At 47.6% G+C, this 25,821-nt stretch carries 21 protein-coding genes and 1 other RNA gene; 5 read left to right on the forward strand and 17 right to left on the reverse strand.

Annotated elements, in window-relative coordinates; genetic code table 11:
* Window position 1: 1 nt before the first annotated feature.
* From ORJ00_RS04770 to mraZ, 12 genes are read right to left on the reverse strand one after another with little or no spacing between them, the layout of a single operon-like run.
* Window positions 2–931: a D-alanine--D-alanine ligase gene (locus tag ORJ00_RS04770; protein ID WP_306139138.1), complete on the reverse strand. Its 930-nt coding sequence runs from the start codon at window positions 929–931 to the stop codon at window positions 2–4.
* Window positions 928–2,382, reverse strand: a complete 1,455-nt coding sequence (gene murC / locus ORJ00_RS04775) for a UDP-N-acetylmuramate--L-alanine ligase (RefSeq protein ID WP_306139139.1) — start codon at window positions 2,380–2,382, stop codon at window positions 928–930. The genes ORJ00_RS04770 and murC overlap by 4 nt, the downstream gene beginning before the upstream one ends.
* Window positions 2,379–3,479 (reverse strand): undecaprenyldiphospho-muramoylpentapeptide beta-N-acetylglucosaminyltransferase, encoded by a 1,101-nt coding sequence (gene murG / locus ORJ00_RS04780; RefSeq protein WP_306139141.1) that lies wholly within the window; start codon window positions 3,477–3,479, stop codon window positions 2,379–2,381. Before murG ends, murC begins: the two co-directional genes overlap by 4 nt.
* Entirely contained in the window at window positions 3,472–4,683 is a 1,212-nt protein-coding gene (gene ftsW / locus ORJ00_RS04785; RefSeq protein ID WP_305975252.1) for a putative lipid II flippase FtsW, read from the reverse strand. The genes murG and ftsW overlap by 8 nt, the downstream gene beginning before the upstream one ends.
* Window positions 4,680–6,017, reverse strand: coding sequence for a UDP-N-acetylmuramoyl-L-alanine--D-glutamate ligase (gene murD / locus ORJ00_RS04790; protein WP_306126320.1), 1,338 nt, complete (start codon window positions 6,015–6,017; stop codon window positions 4,680–4,682). Before murD ends, ftsW begins: the two co-directional genes overlap by 4 nt.
* A gap of 5 nt (window positions 6,018–6,022) precedes the next feature.
* Window positions 6,023–7,105 (reverse strand): phospho-N-acetylmuramoyl-pentapeptide-transferase, encoded by a 1,083-nt coding sequence (gene mraY / locus ORJ00_RS04795; protein ID WP_027670884.1) that lies wholly within the window; start codon window positions 7,103–7,105, stop codon window positions 6,023–6,025.
* Complete coding sequence (locus ORJ00_RS04800; protein WP_306139142.1) at window positions 7,099–8,475, reverse strand: UDP-N-acetylmuramoyl-tripeptide--D-alanyl-D-alanine ligase; 1,377 nt, start codon at window positions 8,473–8,475, stop codon at window positions 7,099–7,101. Before ORJ00_RS04800 ends, mraY begins: the two co-directional genes overlap by 7 nt.
* On the reverse strand, window positions 8,472–9,929 hold the full coding sequence (locus ORJ00_RS04805; RefSeq protein ID WP_306126318.1) for a UDP-N-acetylmuramoyl-L-alanyl-D-glutamate--2,6-diaminopimelate ligase: 1,458 nt from the start codon (window positions 9,927–9,929) through the stop codon (window positions 8,472–8,474). The genes ORJ00_RS04800 and ORJ00_RS04805 overlap by 4 nt, the downstream gene beginning before the upstream one ends.
* Window positions 9,919–11,670 carry a penicillin-binding transpeptidase domain-containing protein gene (locus ORJ00_RS04810; protein ID WP_306139143.1) on the reverse strand — a complete coding sequence of 584 codons (1,752 nt, stop codon included), beginning with the start codon at window positions 11,668–11,670 and terminating at the stop codon, window positions 9,919–9,921. Before ORJ00_RS04810 ends, ORJ00_RS04805 begins: the two co-directional genes overlap by 11 nt.
* Window positions 11,667–11,975, reverse strand: a complete 309-nt coding sequence (gene ftsL / locus ORJ00_RS04815; protein ID WP_305975242.1) for a cell division protein FtsL — start codon at window positions 11,973–11,975, stop codon at window positions 11,667–11,669. The genes ORJ00_RS04810 and ftsL overlap by 4 nt, the downstream gene beginning before the upstream one ends.
* Entirely contained in the window at window positions 11,968–12,912 is a 945-nt protein-coding gene (gene rsmH, locus ORJ00_RS04820; protein ID WP_306126316.1) for a 16S rRNA (cytosine(1402)-N(4))-methyltransferase RsmH, read from the reverse strand. Before rsmH ends, ftsL begins: the two co-directional genes overlap by 8 nt.
* On the reverse strand, window positions 12,913–13,377 hold the full coding sequence (mraZ, locus tag ORJ00_RS04825; protein WP_027670890.1) for a division/cell wall cluster transcriptional repressor MraZ: 465 nt from the start codon (window positions 13,375–13,377) through the stop codon (window positions 12,913–12,915).
* Window positions 13,378–13,748: 371 nt separating this feature from the next.
* On the opposite strand from mraZ, the gene ORJ00_RS04830 reads away from it, so the two are divergent.
* Entirely contained in the window at window positions 13,749–14,594 is an 846-nt protein-coding gene (locus ORJ00_RS04830; RefSeq protein WP_027670891.1) for a MurR/RpiR family transcriptional regulator, read from the forward strand.
* Window positions 14,595–14,621: 27 nt separating this feature from the next.
* On the opposite strand, the gene ORJ00_RS04835 is transcribed toward ORJ00_RS04830, so the two are convergent.
* Window positions 14,622–15,716, reverse strand: coding sequence for a dipeptide epimerase (locus tag ORJ00_RS04835; RefSeq protein ID WP_027670892.1), 1,095 nt, complete (start codon window positions 15,714–15,716; stop codon window positions 14,622–14,624).
* 11 nt (window positions 15,717–15,727) lie between these two features.
* On the reverse strand, window positions 15,728–17,104 hold the full coding sequence (locus ORJ00_RS04840) for an NlpC/P60 family protein (RefSeq protein ID WP_306139144.1): 1,377 nt from the start codon (window positions 17,102–17,104) through the stop codon (window positions 15,728–15,730).
* 284 nt (window positions 17,105–17,388) lie between these two features.
* On the opposite strand from ORJ00_RS04840, the gene ORJ00_RS04845 reads away from it, so the two are divergent.
* Window positions 17,389–20,232, forward strand: a complete 2,844-nt coding sequence (locus tag ORJ00_RS04845; protein WP_306139145.1) for a TonB-dependent receptor — start codon at window positions 17,389–17,391, stop codon at window positions 20,230–20,232.
* 103 nt (window positions 20,233–20,335) lie between these two features.
* On the opposite strand, the gene ORJ00_RS04850 is transcribed toward ORJ00_RS04845, so the two are convergent.
* Window positions 20,336–21,577, reverse strand: coding sequence for a hypothetical protein (locus ORJ00_RS04850; RefSeq protein ID WP_306126313.1), 1,242 nt, complete (start codon window positions 21,575–21,577; stop codon window positions 20,336–20,338).
* An 83-nt stretch (window positions 21,578–21,660) separates the two neighbouring features.
* Between ORJ00_RS04850 and ORJ00_RS04855 the strand changes: the two genes are divergently transcribed.
* Window positions 21,661–22,287: a methylamine utilization protein gene (locus ORJ00_RS04855; protein WP_051219805.1), complete on the forward strand. Its 627-nt coding sequence runs from the start codon at window positions 21,661–21,663 to the stop codon at window positions 22,285–22,287.
* A gap of 14 nt (window positions 22,288–22,301) precedes the next feature.
* On the opposite strand, the gene rnpB is transcribed toward ORJ00_RS04855, so the two are convergent.
* Together rnpB and rsmI are read right to left on the reverse strand one after the other, a co-directional pair.
* Window positions 22,302–22,674, reverse strand: an RNA gene (gene rnpB / locus ORJ00_RS04860) — RNase P RNA component class A.
* 20 nt (window positions 22,675–22,694) lie between these two features.
* A complete protein-coding gene (rsmI, locus tag ORJ00_RS04865) occupies window positions 22,695–23,546 on the reverse strand; it encodes a 16S rRNA (cytidine(1402)-2'-O)-methyltransferase (protein ID WP_305975234.1) in 852 nt (283 codons plus the stop codon).
* Between the two features lie 71 nt (window positions 23,547–23,617).
* Here rsmI and ORJ00_RS04870 point away from each other — a divergent pair, with 71 nt between their 5' ends.
* The gene (locus ORJ00_RS04870; RefSeq protein ID WP_370304634.1) at window positions 23,618–25,465 is read left to right on the forward strand and encodes a penicillin-binding protein activator; all 1,848 of its coding nucleotides are present in this window, start codon (window positions 23,618–23,620) and stop codon (window positions 25,463–25,465) included.
* A 6-nt stretch (window positions 25,466–25,471) separates the two neighbouring features.
* Window positions 25,472–25,819, forward strand: coding sequence for a YraN family protein (locus tag ORJ00_RS04875; protein WP_027670898.1), 348 nt, complete (start codon window positions 25,472–25,474; stop codon window positions 25,817–25,819).
* Window positions 25,820–25,821: the final 2 nt, after the last annotated feature.

A 25,821-nucleotide genomic window follows, 5' to 3' on the forward strand; every position in this document is an offset into this window, starting at 1 on the left:
ACTATTTGTTCCCATGTGTTTGCGCCAATATGGCCAACACCAGTTGTTGAAAACTCAAGCCCGCTGCCTTAGCGGCCATCGGCACTAACGACTTCTCAGTCATACCCGGCACGGTATTTACTTCGAGCAAATAATGCTGGCCGCTGTTGTCCAGCATTATATCAACCCTACCCCAACCCGATGCACCGACTGCTTTAAAGGCACTAAATGCAGTCTGCTGCATGGCGGCAGTCACTTCAGCGTCTAACGGGGCCGGGCACAGGTACTCGGTGCTGTTAGCCTGATATTTTGCTTCGTAATCGTAAAAAGCACGTGGCGTGCGCATTTCAACTATGGGCAAAACCTGATCATTTAACATGGCAACCGTAAACTCACGGCCAGTTATCCAACGTTCGACTAATATCTCACTGTCGTATTGCAAAGCAGCCGTAACGGCTTGTTGTAACTCTATTGCTGTGCTCGCCGCGCTCATACCAATACTGGAGCCTTCATTGGCGGGCTTAACCATTACTTTACCACCCAAGCTGGCTAAAACGCCGGCAAAGTCAGTATCATTGCTATGCACTACCGCAAAAGGCGCTGTTGGTAACTGCTGTGCCTGAAATAACCACTTGCAGCGAATTTTGTCCATGGCAAGTGCCGAACCGAGTACGCCGCTGCCAGTATAAGGTAAACCCTGCAGCTGCAATGCCCCCTGCATGGTGCCATCTTCACCACCGCGGCCATGCAATACGATAAACACCCGCTCAGCTCCGGTTTCAACCAGTTCAGTAAGCGCTTGCTGCTGTGGATCAAATGCAAACGCATCCACACCCGCATCTGTTAGCGCTTTAAGCACTGCAGCACCGGAGCGCAGCGACACATCGCGTTCAGCTGAATTACCGCCAAACATCACCGCAACCTTACCAAAAGCACTTACGGTACTGCTCATGCCTTTTCTCCTGCGCAGAGTTTAAGTTGTTGAATATTTAACTGCATTGCAGCCAGTTGTTTGACTAAAGCACCAATATTGCCAGCGCCCTGGGTTAAGAGTACATCGCCATCTTGCAGCACGGTCGCCAAACTAGGCGCTAGTTCTTGAGGCTCAGCAACGTATACGGGGTCTATCGTGCCACGTGCCCGTATAGAACGGCATAAGCTGCGGCTGTCAGCTCCGGCAATCGGTGCTTCACCGGCACTGTAGACTTCCAACAAAAGCAATTTGTCTACGCTAGATAAGACCTTTGAAAAATCTTCATATAAATCGCGGGTACGGGTATACCGGTGCGGCTGATATGCCATCACTAAACGCCGTTCAGGCCATGCCGCACGCACTGCTGCTACTGTTGCGGCAACTTCCGTAGGGTGATGGCCATAGTCGTCTAGCAATAATACGCGGCCATTACCGGTATCAAATTCACCATATTGCTGAAAACGCCGGCCGATACCTTCAAATTTGCTCAATGCCTGTAAAATAGCGTGTTCGGCAATTCCCTCATCCAACGCCAACGCATAAGCTGCAGTAGCATTTAAAGCGTTATGCCTGCCTGGCAAATTAAGCACTACCTCTCGCTGGTTACCATTATTATCGGTAATGGTGAACTGGCTTTGTGTGCCACTCTGGCTAAATTCGCTGATAACAAAATCAGCATCCTCACTAAAACCATAGGTTAAAACCGTACGTCCAATTTGCGAAATTAAGCCGCGTAATACCGGGTCATCAATACACACCACAGCAACACCATAAAAAGGCAGGTTATGACAAAACTCCAGATAGGTTGCTTTGAGCTTCTCAAAGTCACCTTGATAGGTGTCCATGTGGTCCGCTTCAATATTGGTGATCACGGTGGCCAGCGGCTGCAAATGTAAAAAAGAGGCATCACTTTCGTCTGCTTCAGCAATAAGGTAACGACCTGCACCTAAACGTGCATTTGACCCGGCAGAATTAAGCAAACCACCAATAACAAAGGTGGGGTCAGTGCCCGCTTCGGCAAAGATAGATGCCAATAAACTGGTGGTAGTGGTTTTTCCGTGGGTACCAGCAACAGCTATACCATGACGAAAACGCATTAATTCACCTAACATTTCTGCCCGGCGAACTACAGGAATGCGTAGCTCACGGGCTGCGGCGATTTCCGGGTTAGTTAAATTAATTGCACTTGACACCACCACAACACTGGCACCTTCAACATTAACCGCGCTATGGCCCAGAGTGACACTGGCGCCTAAACTAACCAGCCGCTCTGTCACAGCATTAGGCGCAAGATCGGAGCCTGAAACATTATATCCTTCGTTTACTAATACTTCTGCAATACCGCCCATACCGGCGCCGCCGATACCAACAAAGTGAATGCGCTCAACCCGTCGCATCGCGAGTTTTTTCTGCTGTGGAGTAGTTATCATATTTGTTGTCCTGTTACTGGCTCAGCCACGGTGTGCTGACACAGCGCCACTACCTTTGCGGTTGCTTGATCTAACGCACAGGCACGCGCTTTAACGGCCATTTGTTGTAATGCTGCTTTATCCTGTAGCCACGTTAGCAGCATTGGCAGCAGGTTCTCCGAAGTTAATTGTGTCTGGGGTAATAACAAGGCTGCACCTTGCTCACTTAACCAGCGAGCGTTAGCCGTTTGATGATCATCTATCGCCGAAGGTAATGGCACAAATATCGCGGCAACGCCGGCACACGCCAGCTCACTTACCGTTGAGGCGCCTGCGCGACATATCACCAAATCAGCCCAAGCGTAAGCGTTAGCCATATCGTCGATAAACGCACTTACTTCGGCAGTTAAGTTAGCGCTCGTCAGCTGCTGATAGCCATGCTCAGTTTGTTCCAGTAAGGCATTGCCTGTTTGATGCCGCACCATCAGACTGCCATGCACAGCAGCCTGAGCAAATATCGCTGGCAATGAGTCGTTTAATACCTTGGCGCCAAGGCTTCCGCCAACCACCAATATTTTTAACGCGCCGTTGTAATCATGCTTTGCCGCAATATTGATAAGCTCTGCACGCACCGGGTTGCCTACCACATACTGTTTGGCATCGCCTGCAAACGCCGCAGGAAACGCCACCATCACTTTACGTGCCAGCCGTGACAGCATTCGATTGGTGCTGCCGGCAACGGCATTTTGTTCATGTATCAACAAGGGGGTACGCTGTAGCCAGGCAGCAACGCCACCTGGGCCACTGGCGTAGCCGCCAAAGCCAAGCACCAGATCCGGCTTTATCCTCTTCAGTACGTTGAAAGCTTGCCACACCGACTGCACTAGCATCCAGGGTGCTTTAAGCAGTGACATCAAGCCTTTGCCCCGCAAACCTGAAACGTCAATGGTATGAAACGGCCAGCCAAACTGCGGCACCAGTATCGCTTCCATCCGATTTGCCGTGCCTAACCAATGCACCTGCCAACCGGCATCATGCAGCGAAGACGCAACCGCTTGTGCTGGGAATATATGCCCGCCAGTACCGCCAGCCATGATCAGAATGCAGGGTTTAGTCATGCCGACCTCCTGCAATAGCTTGTTTGCCTTTCAGTCGGACTTCAAAATCGATACGTAGCAATAAGGCTGCCGCAGCGAGCATAATAATTAAGCTGCTGCCACCTGAGCTAACAAAGGGCAGTGTCAGGCCTTTTGTCGGTAAGGCCCCCGTTGCAACGCCGATGTTGACGGCCGATTGAAAGCCAATCCATACCGCCAATGCATAAGCAAGAAAACCATGAAAGCTCATTTGTTTTGCCAGTGCACGCTGGCCAATCCATAACGCGCGATATACCAACATAAACAACATACACAGCAACACTGTTACACCAATGAAGCCTGTTTCTTCAGCAATAACGGCCAAAATAAAGTCGGTATGTGCTTCAGGCAGATACTCTAGCTTTTGAATGCTGTTACCTAATCCCTGACCAAGCCAACCACCACGGCCAAAGGCCATCAACGATTGGGTAAGTTGATAACCACTGCCAAACGGATCAGCCCAGGGATCCAGAAATGCGGTTACCCGTTTCCAACGATATTCGCTATAGACAATTAACACGCCAATTGACAATAGGCCGGTAAAAATAAGGCTAAAAAACTGCCATAACTTGGCGCCGGCTAAAAATAGTAGCGCGACCGAGGTCGCAAACATCACAATAACCGTGCCTAAATCTGGCTGCATTAGTAACAACACGGCAAAGGCAAATAGCACAATTAAAGGTTTAGCAAAGCCCTTAAAGTTTTCGCGCACTTCTTCATGTTTGCGTACTAAGTAACTTGCCAAATAAACAAAATAGAATAGCTTTGCTGGCTCAGCAGCCTGCAAACCAATGGGACCAATTGCCAGCCAGCGCGTACTACCATTTACATTTCGGCCAAATAGCAATACCGCCACAAGCAGCGCTAATGCAGCAAATAACAACAACATATTACTGTTATGCCACCATTGTACTGGCATATTGAGTACGACTAATCCGACTGAAAGCCCAATACCAAGGTAAACCAGGTGGCGGATAGTGAAATGGAGCTCGTTGTCGTATAAGCGGGTTGCTACAGGCACCGAAGCACTGGTCACCATCACCACACCTACCGCGACAATCAATAGCAGTAAGGTTAAAAATAGTTTGTCATATGTCGCATCATCGTCAGCACGCCACCAATTGCGAATACTTTGCATGGGATGTTGTAGCGGTTGCTTTAACGCATGCAGTGCTAGCTGTTTCATAGCACCTCCGCTTTTACCGCGGCAACGAATTGCTCACCCCGGTCGCTGTAGCTGGTAAACATATCTAAACTGGCACACGCCGGCGACAGCAACACCATGTCACCTGCTTGCGCTATTTTTGCAGCCTGTTTCACCGCATCGTGTAAGGTTTTAACCTGCACACTATTTTGATGAAGTGCAGCAATTGCCGGACCATCTTTACCCAACGTAATAAGGGTTTGCACATCTCGCGTTAGTACCGGTAACAGCTCTGCCATATCGGCGCCTTTGCCATCACCACCAGCGATAAGAATAAGTTTGCCGGCTACAGAAGCCCGTAAGCCGGCAATAGCAGCAAGCGTGGCACCTATATTGGTTGCTTTTGAATCGTTAACCCAGCGCACATTATTTTTTTCTGCCACCAACACACAGCGATGTGGTAACGACTCAAACTGCTTTAACGCTTGCACAATACCGGCACGGCTAGCACCTGCCGCCAATGCCAGACTGCAAGACACTAAAGCATTAAATTCATTGTGAGCGCCAAAAAGCGTCATCTCACTGACTGGAAGTAGTGGCTCTTTGTCAATCACTATCCAGCGTTCTCCGTTAAGATCTGCAATACCAAAAGTATTGTCGGCTGGAGTAATACCTAGGGTATGTTCTGCTTGTTCTGGCGTTGTAGCGACATCATCTAAATTAAACACCGCCAGATGAGTATGTTGGTACACCCGCTGCTTCGACGCGGTGTAAGCCGCCATAGTGTGGTAGCGGTCAAGATGGTCGGCGCTTACGTTCAAAATACAGCTAGCCACGCTATGAAGACTGTAAGTGGTATCCAATTGAAAACTGGATAATTCCAATACAAAGACGTCGGTATCATGCTGTGCTACCGCATCAAGTATTGGTAAACCAATATTGCCAGCCGCTAACGCCTTGACGCCACTGCTTTTCAGCATAGCTTCAACCAGTTTTGTCACGGTAGACTTACCATTTGATCCGGTAATGGCAATTACTGGCTTGTCGTTAACGCGGGCAAACAACTCGACATCGCCAAGCAATTCGGCGCCCTGAGCAACCGCAAAGCGTATCGCCGGATGTGTAGGAGACAAGCCCGGACTTAGAACAATCATGTCCATTTTAGCAAGCCGGTTTGCGTCTAGCTCACCCAGATAAATACCGTCTACTTTTTCAGCGGAAATATGCTCCAGCCCTGCAGGTTTAGTGCGGCTGTCCATAAGTATTGGCTTAACGCCCATGCTAAGCAAAAAACGCACCGTAGCTAAGCCAGATAAACCTAGCCCCACTACGGCAATACGTTTTTTCGCTAAATTGTGCATAAGCGCAGTCTTCATCGTAATTATCTCAGCTTCAGGGTGGCTAGGCCAACCAGCACAAAGATGATCGATAAGATCCAAAAGCGCACGATAACACGTGGCTCCGGCCAACCTTTTAACTCATAGTGATGGTGAATGGGCGCCATGCGAAAAATACGCTGGCCGCGCAGTTTGTATGATCCCACTTGTAAAATCACCGACAGTGTTTCCATAACAAAAACACCGCCCATGATAAACAGCACGATTTCCTGACGCACCAGGATAGCAATTACACCAAGTACTGCTCCCAGAGCAAGTGAGCCAACATCGCCCATAAACACTTGCGCTGGATAAGTGTTAAACCAAAGGAAACCCAGCCCGGCACCAATCAGCGCCGCACACACCACCACCAGCTCACTGGCGTGGGGCAGATAAGGGATATTTAGGTAACCGGAAAAATTAACGTTACCGCTAACATAAGCAATTATGGCAAAAGCCGAGGCCACCATGATTGTTGGCACTATGGCTAAACCATCAAGACCATCGGTTAGGTTTACGGCATTGCTGGTACCTACAATAACGAAATAACTCAGAGCCAAAAATAGCAAGCCAAGTTGCGGCATAACGTCTTTTAAAAACGGCACCAGCAGGGCTGTTTCAGCAGGTCGTTCAGCAGTGAAATACAAAAACGCCGCCGTGATGATGGCAAAGAGCGACTGCCAGAAGTACTTCCAACGTGCAATTAAGCCCTTAGGATCTTTACGGATAACTTTACGGTAATCGTCTACAAAGCCTATCCAGCCGAAACTCACCAGAACAAACAGCACAACCCAAACATATTTATTTTCCAGGTTGGCCCAGAATAATGTGCTTAGCAACACTGAGCCTAAAATGAGTAAACCACCCATTGTTGGCGTGCCTTTTTTCGAGAAATGGCTTTCGGGGCCATCGCCACGCACTACCTGTCCAATTTGCATGCGCTGCAAGCGGGCAATTAATTTAGGGCCTAAATACAGGCTTAATAATAACGAGGTTAAAATACCCAGAATGGCGCGGAACGTCAGATAACTGAATACATTAAAAAAGCTGAAGTATTGGGTTAAATACTCGGCCAACCAAACTAGCATGGGCTACTCTCCTGCTGACAACTTTCTAGCAAGTCCTGTACTACTAATTCCATTTTCGCACTACGCGAGCCTTTCACTAGCAAGGTAACTTCCTGGTGCTCTGATACCAGTGGCAACAAACGCTGTAACAACGTCTGACGCGAACTGAAATGTGCCCCTTGTCCGTTAAACAAGTCACTGGCGCTCTGAGATAACACGCCGAGGGTGAACAACAGATTAATACCCGCTTTTTTTGCGTATAAACCAATTTCTTCGTGATAAACACGAGCGTCAGCACCCAGCTCAGCCATATCGCCAAGAACCAACACCTGATAACCAGCATAAGACGCTAACAAATCAATGGCCGCCTTAACTGACTCAACATTTGCATTGTAAGTGTCATCAATTAATCGTAAATGTGGGCTTACCATTCTAACGTTGGTTCGGCCTTTCACTGCCTGCATCTGTGCTAAACCCAGCTGAACATCTGATAAGCTAGCACCAACGGTAAGACACGCAGCAGCCGCCGCCAGAGCATTAGCAACATTGTGCTTGCCGGGAATCGTTAACTGAATAAATTTACGTCCTTTGGGGCTCACCAACTCAAAACCGGCGCAACCTGAGCCGTCTAGCGCAATATCCTCAGCGTAATAGTCAGTTGCAACGTTGGCAGAAAACTGCAATACCTGTTTACCCTCTAAGCGGCGTAACCAGTAGCCGCTATACTCACTCTCAGCCGGAATGATGGCAACACCTTCAGCGGAGACAGCATTAAATATTTCGCCTTTAGCCCGGGCGACACCATACACATCACCAAACCCTTCCAAATGTGATGGCGCAACATTGGTAATAATGGCCACATCCGGCTTAGCCAAGGAGGTAGTGTAAGCAATTTCTCCCTGGTGGTTAGCACCCAGCTCTAACACAGCAAAGTCGTGTTTTGCCGTCAATCTGAGGAGAGTAAGTGGTACACCGATGTCGTTATTAAAGTTGCCCTGCGTTGCTAACACCTGCCCCTGACGAACAAGAATGGCAGCGATCATTTCTTTTACTGTGGTTTTACCCGCGCTACCGGTTACGGCAATCGTTTTTGGTGCAAGTCGGGTTTTAATCGCACTCGCTAATTGTCCAAGTGCTAAGCGAGTATCTTTAACAATAATTTGCGGTATATCGACATCAACCGCATGCTCTACCACCACAGCAGTGGCGCCTTTCGCTTTTACTTCAGCTACAAAAGCGCTGCCATCGAAATTAGGCCCTTTAAGCGCAATAAACAGATCATTTTCAGCGATTACACGGCTGTCAGTGCTAACGTTATTAATACTGACATTATGCCCGGTTAAGTTACCGTCCAATATTAAGGCAATTTCGGCGCAATTAAGCGGTATCATGCTGACATCTCCGTAATGAGTTGACGCAGATAGGCGCGCTCATCGTATTGCCGATGTTCAGCGCCAATAATTTGCACGGTTTCATGCCCTTTGCCTGCAATTAGCACAATATCACCCGGCTGCGCACTGATCAGCGCTAATTTAATGGCACGTTGACGATCGGGTTCAATGGTATAACTACCATCTGGGCTCATGCCTGACGCAATTTCGTCACAAATGGCAAGCACATCTTCACTGCGTGGATTGTCTGCAGTGATCACAACATGGTCTGCATACAACTCCGCAATCTGGCCCATAATTGGCCTTTTACCTCTGTCACGATCTCCACCACAGCCAAACACACACCAAAGGTGTTTTTTGCAATGCAACCGTAAAGACTGCAACGCTTGCTGCAACGCATCTGGCGTATGGGCGTAGTCAACAACAGCCATAAAATGCTGCGAAAACATGAACTTTTCCATGCGCCCAGGTACCGATTGCAAGTTACGGCTTGCTGCGACCAGCGTGGTTAAGTCGTATCCCAACACTAACATTGTGGTCATCGCTGCCAGTACATTTTGAATATTAAATTCACCCAGTAACGGCAGAGTGAAATTATACTCCGTGGTGTGGCTGCTCAGCTGTAATTGGTAGCCTGACTCTGTTGGCACGACATCCGAATACGCCAGAAAACGGCTAAAACCGTGACAATCTTCTGCTTTGCCATAAGCCCAAACCGGTAATTCACTTTGCGCAGCCAATTTACAACCAAACGGGTCAGACACATTAACAACCGTTGCTCTGCAGTACTGTGGTGTGAATAACATTGCTTTTGCAGCGCCGTACTCTGCCATTGAGCCGTGATAATCCAAATGATCACGGGTCAGGTTGGTAAATACGGCAACATCGAACAGTAAACCGGCTACACGTTGCTGTACCAAAGCATGAGACGACACTTCCATCGCGACTAACTTGGTTTTATCAGTTGTGCAAAGCGCCAAAATACGTTGAATGTCTACATAATGCGGTGTGGTATTGGGAAGTGGCGTCAACGAACTGCAGTGGCCATATCCCAGTGTTCCAATTACCGCCGCTTTTTGTGCCAGCTGCTCGGCCAGTTGATTTACAAAAAATGCGGTGCTTGATTTACCATTAGTCCCGGTAATTCCAACAAGCTGTAAATGACGCGCTGGTTGCTGATAAAAGCTGGCCGCCAACGCTGGCAGAAGCTGCATTAGATCAGGTACAACCAGCACTCTGCCGTCGTTATACTCACCTTCATCTGTGAGCACCAGCGCCGCGCCTTGCAACAGAGCTTGCGATATAAACTCTTTGCCATGGCTATGTATGCCGGGTAGGGCTAAAAACACATCATTGGCGCCCACTTTTCGACTATCCAGCTGCAATTGATTTAGCGAACAGTCGGGGGCCGCACTACAATATAATCCTAACCAGGCTTTACTGTTAACCGGCATGGCGATCTCCTGCAAGTGCGGAAACACGCGGCTGGCTTGCTGCGTCTGGTGTCAGATTCAACAGCTGTAACGTCGCACCCATAATGTTGGCAAATACTGGCGCCGCAATTTCGCCGCCATGATAAAAATCACCCGCAGGTTCGTTTATCACCACGACACAAGCAATTTTTGGATTTGAAATCGGCCCTACGCCAGCAAAAGATGCGACATAGTCCTCGCCATAGCCGCCTGCAATCGCCTTACGAGCTGTGCCTGTTTTACCGCCAACACGAAAGCCTTTTACCTGTCCTTTAGTTGCTGTGCCGCCAGGTAGAATATTCGCTTCCATCATCTCCAACATTGCAGCAGCATACTTTGCATCTAGCACCTGCTCAGCCGGGAATGACTCGTTATTTTTTAGAATGGTCAGCGGCATACTCTTTCCGCCATTGGCCATGGTGGCATAAACCCGGGCCAACTGCGCGGCGGTTACTGACAAGCCGTAGCCAAAAGACAAAGTAGCCCGTTCATGATCTGACCAACGGTTGCGGTGGCTCAACATGCCGCTACTTTCGCCGTTTAAGCCAAGACCAGTGTCCACACCCAATCCCATGTTAGCGTACAGGCTTAACACATGCTCTACTGGCATTGACAACACCAGTTTGCTTACGCCCACATTACTGGAGCGCTGAATAATACCTGTTAAATCAAGAACCTTATTGTTTACACCATCGCGTACCCAACTGCCTCCAACACGGATATACCCAGGATTAGTATCAACATGCGCATCTAATGACGTTGCACCAAATTCTAATGCACTAAGTACCGCCAACGGTTTCATCGTTGAGCCCGGTTCAAACGTATCGGTAATAGCCCGATTGCGAAATAAATAGGTGGGTGTGTTACCTCGGTTATTGGGGTTAAATGATGGGCTATTTACCATCGCCAGCACTTCACCTGTTTGTACATCAACCACCACTGCAGAGCCAGAGGTTGCGCCGTAAGACAATACGGCCTTTTTCAATTCACGGTAAGTCACCGTTTGAATACGTTGGTCAATGCTCAACTGTAAATTACCGGGTTCGCGTGCTTGTGCTCGTTCTAACACCTCTATTTCACGGCCTTTGGCGTCTTTACGAAATACTTTACGTCCGGCGGTGCCCGTTAAGAGCTCGTCATAACGCTTCTCAATGCCCTCTACGCCGACATCGTCAACATTAGTAAACCCAATCAGCTGTGCAGTAACTTCGCCAGCAGGATAGTAGCGACGCGATTCCTGGCGGAAGTATATGCCCGGTACTTTAAGTTTTTTGACGTATTCCACTACGGCTGGATTGACCTGGCGTTGCAGGTAAACAAACCGTCGCTGCGGATTATCGCCAATTTTGTCTAGCAGTTGTGCCGGCGTCATTTGCAAAATGTCAGCTAGTGCATACCAGCGTCGTTCATCTGTACTGGCGTGGCGCTCAATAACTACTTTAGGATCAGCCCAGATGGCTTCAACCGGAATACTAATCGCCAGCTCTTCACCGTTGCGGTCGGTAATCATGCCTCGCATTACGGTGTCAGCTTCTACCCTTAGGCTGCGCATGTCGCCCTGGCTAACCAGCATATCGGGCTCGACTACCTGCAACCAGGCAGCACGCACCACTAAGGCCGTAAATACGCCCGCCAGACTCAGCAACACAAAAGCAAAACGCCATCCCAGTACTGAAGGCACCGTTCTGGCTTTTGCTTGAGGTACTTTCTTTTCCCTGTTCATGGTACAGTTACCGCGATATCACGCTCACCAGACGGGCGTAACATCTGTAAACGGTTGCGGGCGATATCTTCAACCCGACTATGCTCAGCCAACGCACGCTGCTCTAACACTAAATTGCGCCATTCAATATCTAACTGGTCTCGCTGCTGATATAACGTGTCTTGTGCAATAGTAAGCTGACGGTTTAAATGAGCGAAATGCACCACAATTAAAGCCGATACAACGCAGGCAAATAGCAGTAAAACCACCCAGCCATGCTGGCGCCAGTCTTGTGCAATGAGGCGGTGCAGGCTAATACTACTCATGGCTCTGCTTTTGCGCGATGCGAAGCACGGCACTGCGTGCTCGCGGGTTAGCCAATAGCTCTTGCTCTGACGGCATAATCGCTTTACCAATCAGTTTGAGCTCAGTACGTTGATTCATTTGTGCTGCAGTTAGCGGAATACCACGCGGTATTGGCTCACCTTTGGAGTAACGGCGCATAAATTGTTTTACGAGGCGATCCTCCAACGAGTGGAAGCTGATTACAACCAACCTGCCGCCTGGTTTTAACACCTGCATAGCGGCATGCAAAGCTTGGTTTACTTGCTCCAGCTCACTGTTAATATAAATACGAATAGCCTGGAAGCTGCGGGTGGCCGGGTGTTTTTTCTCTTTATTACTTTTTGGCACAGTGTCACTAATTAGCTTTGCTAACTGAGCGGTACGGGTTAAAGCCGTCTCGACACGGGCAGCAACTATGGCTTGCGCAATACGCCAGGCAAATTTCTCCTCACCATATTCACGCAAAACAAAACTGATATCCTCAACGTCGGCCTTGGCTAACCAATCTGCAGCACTCATACCTGAGCTGGGATCCATGCGCATGTCTAATGGACCATCGCGCATAAAACTAAAGCCTCGATCTGCGTCGTCAAGCTGTGGGGATGACACACCAAGATCAAGTAAAATACCGTCCAATGCACCGTTGATGTGCAGTTGTTCAGCAATCGTTGCCAGGGCGGCAAAGGGGCTGTGTGTGATATGAAAACGACTATCGGTTTTAAACATCTCGGCAGCAGCTATCGCGGTGGGGTCGCGATCTATAGCAAACAACCGGCCATTGGTACCCAGTAACGCCAATATGGCACGACTGTGGCCGCCACGGCCAAAAGTACCGTCCAAATAACAGCCGTCAGGCTTTATCGCTAAGCCTTCTAATGCTTCTTCGAGCAAAACTGAAATATGCGCCGTTGCGTTCATTTACAGTATAAAATCCTGTAATCGATCTGATAGCTCCACTTCTCCGGCTTGAGCCTGTTCCAATGCAATATCTGCAGCTAGACGGTCATGCCAGGTTGTTTCGTCCCAGATTTCAAATTTGTTTAATTGGCCAACCAGACGGATACCTTTACTTAGGCCTGCGTGTTGACGCAGTAGTGCAGGCAATAATATACGCCCGCTTTTATCCATATCGCAGTCAGCAGCGTTGCCCAGTAGAACGCGTTGCAACCTGCGTTCTTGAGGGTTAAAACTGGATAAGCGTTTGAGTTTTTCTTCTATTTCTTCCCACTCAGCCAGCGGATATAACAATAAGCAGGGATCATGAATATCTACAGTACAAACCAGGTGGCCCTGACAATCAGACAGCAGAAATTCACGGTAGCGCGCGGGTAGCGCTAACCGTCCTTTCTCGTCCAGTGTCAACGTAAATGAGCCACGAAACATAAGCTTCCTGTGCGATAAAATTTAGCTTTAGTTTGTCGGTAATTCCAAAATGATCCACTATTACCCACAAATCCCCACAACGATACAGTTTAGGGTGCAGGTTTAGCCATTGTCAAGGTAAAAACTGATGGATTGATCGATTGCGAACACAGTAAAAATAAGCGCTGCAGCAAAGGTGATGATTTTGGTGGGAAAAAGTGGAGGCAGATCAAAAGCGATACAAAATAGCCCTGTTTTTATGTACAGCACTTAACTTTCTGCTGGTTTTTTCTGCACTAACTTGCCAACATGGAATAAATTATTCAATACTGAATACAAGCTTTAATAACAAATTCTTGCTATTACCGCTAGCCGGTACAGGACTTTCATCAATGGTGTGTTTACTTAAAATCCGCGGCATGCTGCAACAAATGTCTGTGATTGAACGCAAGCTGGCAGATTTTATTCTGGATAACGCCAATTTGCTTCGCGACTATTCATCACAGCAGTTAGCAGATGCAGTGGGAACTAGTCAGTCCAGCGTGGTTAAGTTTTGCCAAAAACTGGGCTATAAGGGCTATCCTGATCTAAAGCTGGCCGTCAACGAAGCGGTGATTACGGCTTCAACATTGCAACGTGATAGCGCTGAACCCCGGCAAGTACAAAATAACTTAACTGCGATGGTTGAACAGCTGCAGTTTAGTTTGCAAAGCCACTTACGCGGTATTTTAGAAATTAACGCAGAAAAAACCTTGTTAGAGGTTGCGGATATGCTCGCTAAAGCAGACAACGTGTTACTGGCTGGCTATGGCAAATCGGGTATCGTGGCGCACGATATGCAGTTTAGATTACTGCAATTAGGCAAACTGGCGTTATTGCACAGCGACCCCGCAATCGCGTTGCAAATGGCGAGTATGTTAAGCCCGCAAAGCATTGTTTTACTCGTTTCTGAATCAGGACAGAATGCAGATTTGCTCAAACTGGCGCGTTACGCCAAGCAACGCCAAATTCCTGTTATAAGCCTGACCAGCTTCAAAACAAATGCCTTAAGCGTAGCAGCCGATCAGGCCTTGTTTGCCCTTAGTGGAGATGAGAATGTACGAATAAATCCAATATTGGTACAGTTGGCACAACAACATCTGTGTCATATTCTTTATCTGTTGCTTTGTCAGCAACAAAATAATGACCATCAATTGGAAGAAAACAGCAAGCTACTTAATATTTTGGCGCAGCCTTAGACTGCTTGAATTACGCTATTCACCTAATTAAGGTAACATTTCAAGGCCGTCAATTTCGGTGATACCCAATCCGGGTGCATCCTCAATAGTGATATCAGCATCATTAAATTTGACACTGCTTTTTACCGGATCAAACAGGCATAGTGACGGACCGTCTAAATCAATTTTCGTTATTACATCGGATTTAGCTACCGCCACATGTACCGCTGCAGCCACACTGATACTGCCTTCAAGCATACAACCGATCATGCACTGCATATCGTAGAATGAACAAATATCAGCAATCTTAATAGCATTGGCAATACCGCCGGTTTTCATCAGTTTAATATTGATGATGTCGGCTGCGCGCATTTTAATAAGGTCTATGACCTCTCTTGGGCCAAAACTACTTTCGTCAGCCATCACTGGCGTGTGTACCCGCTCGGTAATGTATTTCAAACCATCCAAGTCATAGGCTTTTACCGGTTGTTCAACTAGCTCTAACCGCACTCCGTCACTTTCTAACTTATGTAGTGCATACACTGCCTCTTTTGCACTCCAGCCTTGGTTTGCATCCAGCCGGATCAGTGCTTTGCCTTCCACCGCAGCGTAAATGGCTTTTACCCTCTCTATATCGACACCAATATCTTTGCCCACTTTTACTTTAAGTGTTTCAAACCCGCGTTCAATAGCGTCTAACGAATCGGCTACCATCTTGTCGATGTAATCAACGCTAATGGTAATATCAGTGGTAATTTTAGGCACGCCACCACCCAAGATTTTATAAAGTGGCGCATTAAATGACTGGGCAAACAAATCATAAACTGCCATCTCAACTGCCGCTTTAGCACTGTAGTTTTTCATAATACAACTTTGAATCAGGCGCACGATATAGTTCAGGCTTGCGACAGGCTGTCCAATCAGCTTGGGTTTTATTACAGTACGAATAGCTTCAATTATAGAACCATGAATGTCACCGGTAATCACCGCCGTAGCGGGCGCTGCGCCATAGCCAATATGACCGGTGTCGGTGATAACCATAACAACGACGTCCTCAATAGCATTAACCGTACGCAGTGCCGTTTTAAACGGCGTTTTTAATGGCACACGCAACATACCCAGTTTTATGTCAGTTATAATCATTGTGGCCTCGATTAACGCAGTGATTTAATAGCATAGAGCGCGTCTAAATATGACTGCTCAGCATTAGCATTTAATGGCAGTAATGGCGTAACAAAAACACCATTTAGCTTCCCACGATACACATCGCCATTCTGCTTTGGGTAAATAAGCGTATTTACGTCGTGGATCATAAACGGTTGGTCATCCAACCGGCCTAAATATAATGAGACATGACCGGGAAAATAGAATAGGTCACCAGGTTGCACATACTTTAGCGCCTCCCGCTTTTCAGCCTGCTCGCTTTGTGCACTAAAACGGATATTTTGGCCATATGTTCCCATACCTTGTTCTGACGAATTGCGTGGCATCAACAGCCCCATGCTGCGAAAAATTTCGGAAATAAAGCCCGTGCAATCCCGGCCGTTGTAATCGTGCCCCCAACCGTAACGCTCACCTAAAAATTTAAATGCCTGCTTAATAATATTTTGCTCCGTGAACGGCAAATAGCCCTGCACAACATCTGCACTTAGTGGTATGAGAGCCGGCATAAACACCAGTTGGCCTGCAGCATTACGCTGCGGCAACTTGACAATGTAGCTAGCAGCGCTGTTTTGACCATTGACCATCACACCGGTGTCTGACGCATTCAGTAATGGCAATCTTATACCCATATCAAATTGCAGTTCAGACACCTCAGGTTGCTCTGGCGTAAAAGCCGTATGCACCTTGGCACCGGTGACAACTAAAAACGGTTGTTGCTCAGTGAACTCCAGTACCTGTTGCTTATTACCAATAGCAATATCTGCCGTTTTCACCCAACCGGTATAGTTATAACTTCGTACCAAACGCCATTGTTTGTCACTACTGTGATGTAACACTGCCACTGCATCTGCTGGAAATAATGCCGTTTCTGCAAAACGATCTAAATCTTTATTTCCTTCTGCATTAAATACGCGGTCTTCAGTAGGAAAGGCACGTAACGCCGTACGTTTAACAATTAAGCCAAACTGGATCACGTTTTGTGCTTTTATCTCGTCCAGTGCGAGTAATCGCAGGTAAGCATGCCAATGCTTAGCGATAAGTGCTGTACCATCTTCATAAAACCGGGTGCTAGACGGTTCAGCGCTAACTGTGCGGATAATTTTACGCAAATCCTCCTGACTGTAATGCGCCGGTAAATCAGCAAGCAACTGCATTTGGGGTTGTAGCGCAAAAGTTTGCTTATTACGCGCAGCTACTTGCTCTGAAGTGAGCAGCACTCTGTCGGCGTCGGGCAATGCTGCCAGCCAAAACTGGCTCTTTAAAAAGGTTTTTTGCAGCAAAGGCACATCAGAACTAAACTGATTCGCAAACACCGTGCTCTGAGTAAAAGTGCAGCAACTGCACAATAACCACACTATTAACCTCATGCCCCCTCCTTCTGACGTTTATGTGTATCACTTTTCCTGTTTGGCTCTTCAGCCAAACTAACCAGTACAACATAAGGCAATAAATCAAAAATAGTGTCAAGGAATGAAATATTCCAAATTTTTTAAAAATTAAGCATAAATTATTTTCAAAAGGAAAGAAATATTGCTATGTTAATTTTGTGCAGAAAATAGACATGCTGTACACACTCTTAAGCGGGCAGACAGACCCGGGTAACGCAACGCCAGTATAAAAACAGAACAATGCAACTCCAGGAGAGAAAGTGATGAAGTTGAATAAGCTCGTCCAAGCACTAGCCCTTGCAGGCTTAAGCACACAAGTATTTGCCCAAGAGACAACTCAGCAAACCGACACCTCTGAAGCTGACGTCAAAGTTGAACGGATCCGGGTAACAGGTTCCAGTATTAAACGAACAGCACTCGAAGGTGATTTGCCCATTACGGTATTTAGCCGCGCAGACATTAACGCAGCAGGTATTACGTCTGCTGAACAATTGCTATTACAAATGAACATTGCAGGTAACTCGTCTGATAACCTAGCCAGCAATGGTGGCATTGTATCTGAAGAGCAACGCGGGAATAACGGTGTGTCTGGTGCCAACCTGCGTGGGCAGGGATCTGATGCCACACTGGTATTACTAAATGGTCGCCGTGTTGCGACTCATGGCTTGAAGGGTCGTTCAGTAGATTTAAACTCTATACCGTTTGCCGCATTGGAAAGGGTTGAAGTATTACGAGATGGTGCCTCGGCAGTGTACGGTACCGATGCTATCGGCGGCGTTATTAACTTTATCACCAAGAAAGATTATACCGGTGCCGAAGCGTCGGCTTTCGTCGATCATACCGAAGCTGGTGGTGGCAATATCTTCCGTACTAATGTGTTATTTGGTACCGGTGACATTAATAAAGATGGTTGGAACGTATTCGGCACTCTGTCTTACAAAAAAAATGAAGTATTAGCGGGTAATGATCGAGACTTTTCTACCACCTTCCAGCCTAACCGCGGTCTGTCACCCGATACTAGAGGAACACCTTTTGCTACGGTATTTAATCGTGGTTCTTCTCAAGCCAATTTAATTGGTACCGGCTTAATTGACCCGCTTGATGGACAATCTGTTACCGCCATTAATATTCTGGATTTACCAGGCGCAGCGGGTTGTGAAACCGGTGGCGATTTAATGGGGCCTTACGATCATAAACTTTGGAATTCTGAATCGTCACGCTATGCCTGTGCTTATGATTATCCGGCAGCAGCCCGTATCCAACAGCCACAAGAAAGCATCGACTTTATCGGTCGTGCCACATTTAAATTGGCTGAATCTCATATAGCAACGCTGGAGTTTGTTGCATCACAAGTCGATGTGAGTAAAGCCTTTGAACCGAATCAAATTTCGCCAGGTTCAACCTTTGGCCCCGATGCTTGGTATCCTAGTACCGGTGAGTCTTATGACGCTATTTATAATGCATTGTCCGGTTACTTTGGCGCAGATCAGCTTAACTACGGTGAACGCATAGCTTACCGTTGGCGCTGTATAGCATGTGGCCCGCGTGAAATAGATACCACAACAAAGGCATATCGTTTTCTAGCGGCTTTCGAAGGCATAATAGCCGACTGGGATTACAACATTGGTATTTCACGCGCATCCAGCGAGTCTGATTCAACCTTGGGTACCGGTTATCATTACACTGCAGAGTTGCAGCAAGTTCTGGGCAGTGGCCTAATTAATCCTTTCTTGCTACCAGGGCAAAGCCAGTCTGCAGCAGGTATGGCTGCATTAGAAGGCGCGTCAGCATACGGTGTTAAATTGTATGGCGGTGAGTCTATCATGACACAGATAGACGCCACTTTTTCTCGTGAGCTGAATTTCAGCCTGCCCGGTGGCAACATCATGATGGCAGCCGGTGTAGATCTTCGCCGTGAAGAGTTTAAATTTAACGGTGATGAACGCGCTGAACTGAGACCAGTCTTTAATGCCCCGTTTGATAATGCTAACGTTTTAGACAAAGTAAGCCGCGACATCAAAGCAGTGTTTGCCGAAGTATACTTCCCGATATTAGATAATTTAGATGTCACCTTAGCCAGTCGATATGACAAATACGATGGTTTTGGTAGCAGCACTAATCCTAAATTATCGTTTAGTTATCGCCCAATCGAGGAATTAATGTTCCGTGGTGCCTTTAGTACTGGCTTTAAGGTGCCGTCGTTTAATCAACTGTTCAATGGTGTAACGGAATCACAGTACACCGGTTTAGATCTGGCAGACCCAGCTACTTGTCCGGGGGGCGTTGCGGATGAAAATATTGCTGGCTGCGAGCGTATTCAACCAGTAGAAATTTTCGGTGGTAAAGAAGACCTTTCACCGGAGGAGTCTGAGCAGAAGAGCTTTGGATTTGTGGTGGTTCCGGTTGATTACTTCAATATCAGTATCGACTGGTGGGAAATTGAACGCACTGACACTATTCGTTCAGCACCGCGTGACGTATTGATTGAAAACTATGACTTGTTTACAGCGAACTGGATCCGCAATGGGCAAGGCGACATCGTGGCGATAGACCGTCGTTATATCAACTCGGGGGGTACTTTAACTCGCGGTATTGAACTTGACGCTAACTTAACCGGGGAACTCGCCGGTGGAGCGTGGAAGGTAAACCTAAACGGTAGCTATATAGACACCTTTAAAAGTAAAGGTATCGATAGCTTACCATACAGTGAAAATCTGGTTGGTGAGTATGTACGCTATTACAACCTACCAATTAAATGGAAGCACACGCTCAACTTTAGCTATGCTCATGGCGATTGGAGCCACAGCCTAACGCAACTGTACCGTGATGGTTATAACGATGAGCTACCAGTAAGTGTGCGTAATGAAAGCTATGTGCCATCTGGCTGGGATCCTAAAGTAGATACCTATGTCACCTATAACTACAGCGTTACCTACAAAGGTATCGACGATTTGAGCATGACCTTTGGTATTAAAAACTTATTTGATGAAGACCCACCATTTACCGCACACCAAAACGATTTTGCTGCGGGAGCAGGATGGGAACCTCGTATAGCAGATCCACGTGGACGCGCTTATACCTTGTTAGTTGAATATAAGTTTATGTAACAAACATTACCCGTTTAGCGTTTACTGAACGGGTAATGCTGCGTCATGGATGACCTCAAACTCAAGCTGTTCCTGGTCTTTAGCCCGCTTTGCGCGGGCTTTTTTATTGCCACCGCCACGTAAGCACTAATTTTGTCAACGACTGCCGTTGCTTTGCAGGCCAGAGCCATTGCTGCTGACGATTCTGCTGCTCGCTATTTAGCCGTACATGTTCCAGTGCAACATTAAGGTGGTCATTAACACTATAACCAAGCGCCAGCAGCATCGCCTGGCCGTTACCGCTATTGTTGTCAGTGGGAATATTGTCCTTGTCATCCACGTTAAAATCATCATATCGCACGGTCGCATTAAGTGCGCCATGCTGCCAATGTGCCAGTAAAAACCAGGCGGTAAAATCGGCAGCTACCACACTTGGCCCCATTAACGTATCGCCTTGTAACCACTGCCCAACGAGTTGCCAGTCGTCATTAATCACATGTTGTATTGCGACACTGCTAAAACGAGTGCGCCAGGCATATTGCTGGTGCCGAAACACTAGCGGATCGCCCTTGTTATCATAATAGTAGGCTCTAACACGCGTTTGCTGCAGATGTTCCCAATGCAGCCCCACATAATAGCCGGTGCGGTGGTCTAACTCTCGGGTGGGTTCAACCCAAGCAGGTTGTAATGTCAGAGGATCAACTTGAAAACTGGGGTATCTGGCAAAGTTAACCCGCTCGCCCAAACCGGTCTGTAAATTGTGCAATGCAAAGCCGCGCCAGGCTAAAATGGTTCCAGCCGGATCATTACCCTGAAACGCGCCAAGCACGGCGGTCCAACTATGGTTGGCGTTAAAAAAACGTCCAGGCCGGCTTATACTCAGCTCACCGCCACGCGCCCGAACTTCTTCCGCCACCCAACTATTAATGGCAGAAAAGGTACTGCTGTAAGGTGATGTCCATGCGGTATCGGTATTTTCCAATGACAATTGTGGATAAAAGTACCCCAGCCTCCCCCGTAAACGATAGCCCGCCACCGGCAATGGCGCCCAGTTTAACCAGGCTTCAGTTACCGATGCTCCAGCTTCTGGCTTAGCATGCCACTGCGCATGCACTCGCGCAGAAAATGCACTGTCTGTTAGCGCATCAATAGCGACATATTGCGGCCCCAAACCGATTGCCTGTTCAGCATAATCAAGCTGTCCGGTGCCACGGTTAAACCAGGTTTTGTTTACGAGCGCATTAGGTTCCGTTTGTGAAAGATACGCCTCACCTTTAGCACTAATCATTAACTCAACGGCTGCAGCACCGTATAACGGTAGACAACAAAACAAAGCACATATGCAGCGAGTATTGGGTTTTATCATCGACAACCTCTTGGATGTTTTCGGTGCTTTTATGCAACAAATGTACTATCGTGAAGCATTATTCAGCAACTACAAGCCTAACTATGCAAAAGTTAATAACACTTATCCTGTTTTTATTTTCTTGGCATGTCGCTGCAGCAACACTGCATATAAAGGTTATTGATGCAGAGCAAAAACCATTACCTTATACGGTGATAGAGCTGATAAACAATCAATATCCTGCTGTGCCAGAGCCGGCTGGCGCGCAGGTGATTCAACAAGACTTAAACTTCCAGCCTTTTGTTAGTCTTGTGCCGCAAGGAACCTTAGTTGAATTTCCAAATTTAGACAAAACCCGACACCATGTTTATTCTTTCTCCAAAACCAAAGCTTTTGAACTGCGTTTATATGCAGGCAAGCCAGAAGCGCCGGTATTGTTTGATCAAGCAGGTGTGGTAACACTGGGCTGTAACATTCACGATAATATGCTGGCATACATTTACGTTAGTCACAGCCGGTTTAGTGTCATGACAGATGCCAATGGCGAAGCGCATTTTAACGATATACCCGAAGCAGATTTTCAGCTCGCAGTATGGCATCCGTGGCAGAAACAACCACAGTTACCACAAGACATAAGCATTAGAGCAGGAGAGCAGCAAAAAGACATTATGCTGAATATAACCCAGCAAGCCTTACCAAAAGCGCCCAAAAAAGGCTTTGGCGACTATTAAGTCACTGATATAAAAGTGTGAGCCGGCCGTTAAGCCGGGTTCTGTGCTCTGTTGCCAGAGTGACAATCATTCCTCTAGGACTTAAGTCACCTTAAGCCTCAAGCAATCTACCCGCCCCCAACGCGGGCCGCGCCAAAGGGGGCCTATTTGATCTTGCTCCGGGTGGAGTTTACCGTGCCACGAACTGTTGCCAGCCGTGCGGTGCGCTCTTACCGCACCCTTTCACCCTTACCTGATCCCGAACTTGCGTACGGGCCATCGGCGGTTTGCTCTCTGTTGCACTGGTCGTAGGCTCACGCCCCCCAGGCGTTACCTGGCACCCTGCCCTGTGGAGCCCGGACTTTCCTCCCCCTGTTTTCACAGGCAGCGATTGTCTTGGCCGACTCACGGCGGCGATTATACCGGTTTTATTCCGTTTCACCAGCCCATTGCAAGCCCAGTTTGTACAAGGCGTTCTTTTTCATACCATGAATGTCAGCGGTCAGCGCAGCGGCTTTCTTCAGCGGCAACTCGGCTAACAGCAGTTTAAGTGTCGTTTGCGCAGCATCACTGATTTCGCTGTCGGCTTTGGGTGTTGGTGCAATCATCAGCACCATTTCGCCCTGACATCGCTGTGGGTCTTGTTCCAGCCAAGCCGTTATCTGCGCTGCGGTACCGTATTCCAAATGTTCAAAGGTTTTAGTCAGTTCTTTGGCCAGCACCAGCTCGCGATCGTTGCCAAATACTGCGGTGACATCCTGCAAGGTGTCTTTAATACGCCGCGCGGTATCGTAACAAATTATGGTGCCAACGCCTGCAGGCACATCGGCCAGCTGATTCTGTCGCTGTTGGCTCTTCGGCAATAAAAAACCAATAAAGTGAAATTTGTCAGTGGGTAGACCAGCGGCACACAGTGCGGTAATTAACGCGCAAGGTCCGGGGATAGGTATTACACGAACTCCCGCCTCTCTGCACTGGCGAACTAAACTGTAGCCGGGATCGCTTATAAGTGGCGTACCGGCATCAGATACCAGCGCCACGCTTTCACCAGCCTGACATTTTAAAATAATGCTCGCTGCACGTTGTTTTTCGTTATGGTCGTGCAGGGCAATAGTTTTGGCACTAATACCCAGATGCGACAGCAAGCGCCCGGTATGGCGGGTGTCTTCGGCCGCTATCCAATCAACTTGCTTTAGGGTGTCAATAGCACGCTGGCTGATATCGTCCAGATTGCCTATTGGCGTAGCCACTACATATAAAAAACCGTTATCTTTTGCCATTTCGTGATTAATGTACGCTATTTAATTGAGCTTAACCGGCAGTCTCAGTAAGATAAGACCATTGTTTCGCTATGGTACTGTGCATTGTGACTTCCAGCAAATTAAAGCCCGTGTTATTTATCTGCCTTGGCGGCCTTCTGACCAGTTGCGCTCAGGGGCCAGTCAAACCGCCGTTAACTGAGAACCTCCCAGTTACTTCAGCAGCAACACCACAACCACAGCAGCTGTCAGCCAGGGAAATGTATCAACTGGCAGGCAATTATCAACAGGTATCTCAGCAAGAACATTTAATTAAAACTGCCCGACAAGCGCTAATTGATGAAGATTACCTGCTAGCACTGGCAATTACTGAAAATTTAAAGCACAGCAACCATAAGCCTATTGTTCAGCAAAATACCCTATTGCTGCTAAAAGCTTACCTGGCGACAAACCAGCAACAAAGTCTGTCATTGCTACTAGAAAATACCGATACAGACAATGTTCCCGTCGCGGACAAAGCGGAGTTTTTATGGTTGATTAGCCAGCAGCACAGTAACCAGTTACGCTATTTAGCAGCGTGTCGCACGTTGTTGCAGTTAGAACAACAGCAGGATGCGTTGCTGCTTTACCCACAGTATCCGGATCTATTGTGGCAAAACCTATCTGCCCTCAGTGACAGTCAGTTGGAAACCTTAGCTACTGATGCAAGTTATAATACTGCTGCCTGGTTAAGCTTAGCGCAGTTAAGTAGGCGTCATATAGGCCAGCCAGAGGCATTACAACAAGCTTTCGCTGACTGGCAGCGTCGCTATCCTACTTTACCCGCGCTTGAGCACTTACCGGCTGGAGTGCAACAACTTATCCACTTAAAACCTTATCAACCTCAACGTGTTGCCGTTGTTTTGCCACTTAGCGGTCAGTTCAGGCCTCATGCGCAAGCTTTGCAATACGGTATTTTAGCTGCGGCCACAAATCAGGGTATTGCCAATCTGGTGTTTATTGACAGCCAACAAAGCGCCGTTGAAATTCAGCAGCAAATTAGTCAGGCACAGGCTGAATTTGTTATCGGCCCTTTGCTAAAAGAGCAGGTAGACAGTATTAGTCAGTTGACTGACTGGAACTGGCCAACGTTGTTTTTAAATAATAAAGACAGCAACTATGATGCGAAACCAGAACACTTTTATTTCGCGTTAAGCATGGATGATGAAGCCGCACAAATGGCTCAGTTGTTTAGTCAAAAAAACTACCAACGCCCAGTGGTAATAAGTGCGGCTAGCAACGTTAGCTTGCGCATGCAGCAGCGTTTTACCGCGCAGTGGCAACAATTAGGCAATACGGCAGTAGAACAACACCAATTTAGCAGTAAAGAAGAGCTGGAAAACTTGATTAGCCGCTTACTGGAAACCGACCGCAGCCGCGAAAGGGTGACACAAATCAGCAATTTAATGCCGCAAAAGCTTGAAGCAGACCCGCACAGCCGGTTGGACATTGATGCTATTTATTTAATTGCTGATCCGGTACAGACTCAATTATTTAAACCTTTTATCGATGTGTCGGTTAGTGAAACTGCGCCCAGACTTCCTGTCTACGCCAGCTCGCGCAGCCACAGCACCGGCTTAGATACAACAGACCAACGTGACCTCAACGGTCTGACATTTACAGAAATGCCCTGGATGCTGGGGGAGAGAAGCAGTAGCGTACTGCGCCAACAATATCAGCAACTCTTTCCGGAACAAGACGAAGCCCTGCAGCGATTATTTGCCATGGGCTATGATGCCTACCAATTGATTGGTAGCCTACGACAGCAACAGCAAGTACCTGCGACGGTGTTTTCCGGCTTAACGGGGCAATTACGTCTTAACAACAATGGCAGCATAGTGCGCCAACTAAGTTGGGCAAGTTATCGTAATAACCGCTTACGGCCGCTGCAGGAACCCTAACAGGCAATGAATACGCTAGGCCAACTTTACGAGCAGCTAGCGCTGGACTATTTACAGCGTCAGGGCCTGACTTTGCTGCAGCAGAACTTTCGTTGCAAGGCAGGCGAAATCGACTTGGTTATGCAAGACGGTGTCTGCCTGGTGTTTGTCGAAGTAAAATACCGTGCAAGCAACGCGTTTGGTGGCGCTGCAGCAGCGGTAACGGTAAGTAAACAACAAAAATTATTACGTGCCAGTCGTTGGTATTTACAACAGCACAAATTAACAGAGCAGGCCTGTAGGCTTGATGTTATCGCCATAGAAGGTCAAGCACCTTATCAGTATCATTGGATAAAAAATGCCATTACTCAATAGCA

Source organism: Rheinheimera baltica, from assembly GCF_030731985.1.
Taxonomy (GTDB): Bacteria; Pseudomonadota; Gammaproteobacteria; order Enterobacterales; family Alteromonadaceae; genus Alishewanella; species Alishewanella baltica.

Excerpts from the sequence above, each read along its gene's own strand:
- ORJ00_RS04770 (WP_306139138.1), bottom strand. The coding sequence starts at position 931 with ATGAGCAGTACCGTAAGTGCTTTTGGTAAGGTTGCGGTGATGTTTGGC.
- murC (WP_306139139.1), bottom strand. The coding sequence starts at position 2,382 with ATGATAACTACTCCACAGCAGAAAAAACTCGCGATGCGACGGGTTGAG.
- murG (WP_306139141.1), bottom strand. The coding sequence starts at position 3,479 with ATGACTAAACCCTGCATTCTGATCATGGCTGGCGGTACTGGCGGGCAT.
- ftsW (WP_305975252.1), bottom strand. The coding sequence starts at position 4,683 with ATGAAACAGCTAGCACTGCATGCGTTAAAGCAACCGCTACAACATCCC.
- murD (WP_306126320.1), bottom strand. The coding sequence starts at position 6,017 with ATGAAGACTGCGCTTATGCACAATTTAGCGAAAAAACGTATTGCCGTA.
- mraY (WP_027670884.1), bottom strand. The coding sequence starts at position 7,105 with ATGCTAGTTTGGTTGGCCGAGTATTTAACCCAATACTTCAGCTTTTTT.
- ORJ00_RS04800 (WP_306139142.1), bottom strand. The coding sequence starts at position 8,475 with ATGATACCGCTTAATTGCGCCGAAATTGCCTTAATATTGGACGGTAAC.
- ORJ00_RS04805 (WP_306126318.1), bottom strand. The coding sequence starts at position 9,929 with ATGCCGGTTAACAGTAAAGCCTGGTTAGGATTATATTGTAGTGCGGCC.
- ORJ00_RS04810 (WP_306139143.1), bottom strand. The coding sequence starts at position 11,670 with ATGAACAGGGAAAAGAAAGTACCTCAAGCAAAAGCCAGAACGGTGCCT.
- ftsL (WP_305975242.1), bottom strand. The coding sequence starts at position 11,975 with ATGAGTAGTATTAGCCTGCACCGCCTCATTGCACAAGACTGGCGCCAG.
- rsmH (WP_306126316.1), bottom strand. The coding sequence starts at position 12,912 with ATGAACGCAACGGCGCATATTTCAGTTTTGCTCGAAGAAGCATTAGAA.
- mraZ (WP_027670890.1), bottom strand. The coding sequence starts at position 13,377 with ATGTTTCGTGGCTCATTTACGTTGACACTGGACGAGAAAGGACGGTTA.
- ORJ00_RS04830 (WP_027670891.1), top strand. The coding sequence starts at position 13,749 with ATGGTGTGTTTACTTAAAATCCGCGGCATGCTGCAACAAATGTCTGTG.
- ORJ00_RS04835 (WP_027670892.1), bottom strand. The coding sequence starts at position 15,716 with ATGATTATAACTGACATAAAACTGGGTATGTTGCGTGTGCCATTAAAA.
- ORJ00_RS04840 (WP_306139144.1), bottom strand. The coding sequence starts at position 17,104 with ATGAGGTTAATAGTGTGGTTATTGTGCAGTTGCTGCACTTTTACTCAG.
- ORJ00_RS04845 (WP_306139145.1), top strand. The coding sequence starts at position 17,389 with ATGAAGTTGAATAAGCTCGTCCAAGCACTAGCCCTTGCAGGCTTAAGC.
- ORJ00_RS04850 (WP_306126313.1), bottom strand. The coding sequence starts at position 21,577 with ATGATAAAACCCAATACTCGCTGCATATGTGCTTTGTTTTGTTGTCTA.
- ORJ00_RS04855 (WP_051219805.1), top strand. The coding sequence starts at position 21,661 with ATGCAAAAGTTAATAACACTTATCCTGTTTTTATTTTCTTGGCATGTC.
- rsmI (WP_305975234.1), bottom strand. The coding sequence starts at position 23,546 with ATGGCAAAAGATAACGGTTTTTTATATGTAGTGGCTACGCCAATAGGC.
- ORJ00_RS04870 (WP_370304634.1), top strand. The coding sequence starts at position 23,618 with ATGGTACTGTGCATTGTGACTTCCAGCAAATTAAAGCCCGTGTTATTT.
- ORJ00_RS04875 (WP_027670898.1), top strand. The coding sequence starts at position 25,472 with ATGAATACGCTAGGCCAACTTTACGAGCAGCTAGCGCTGGACTATTTA.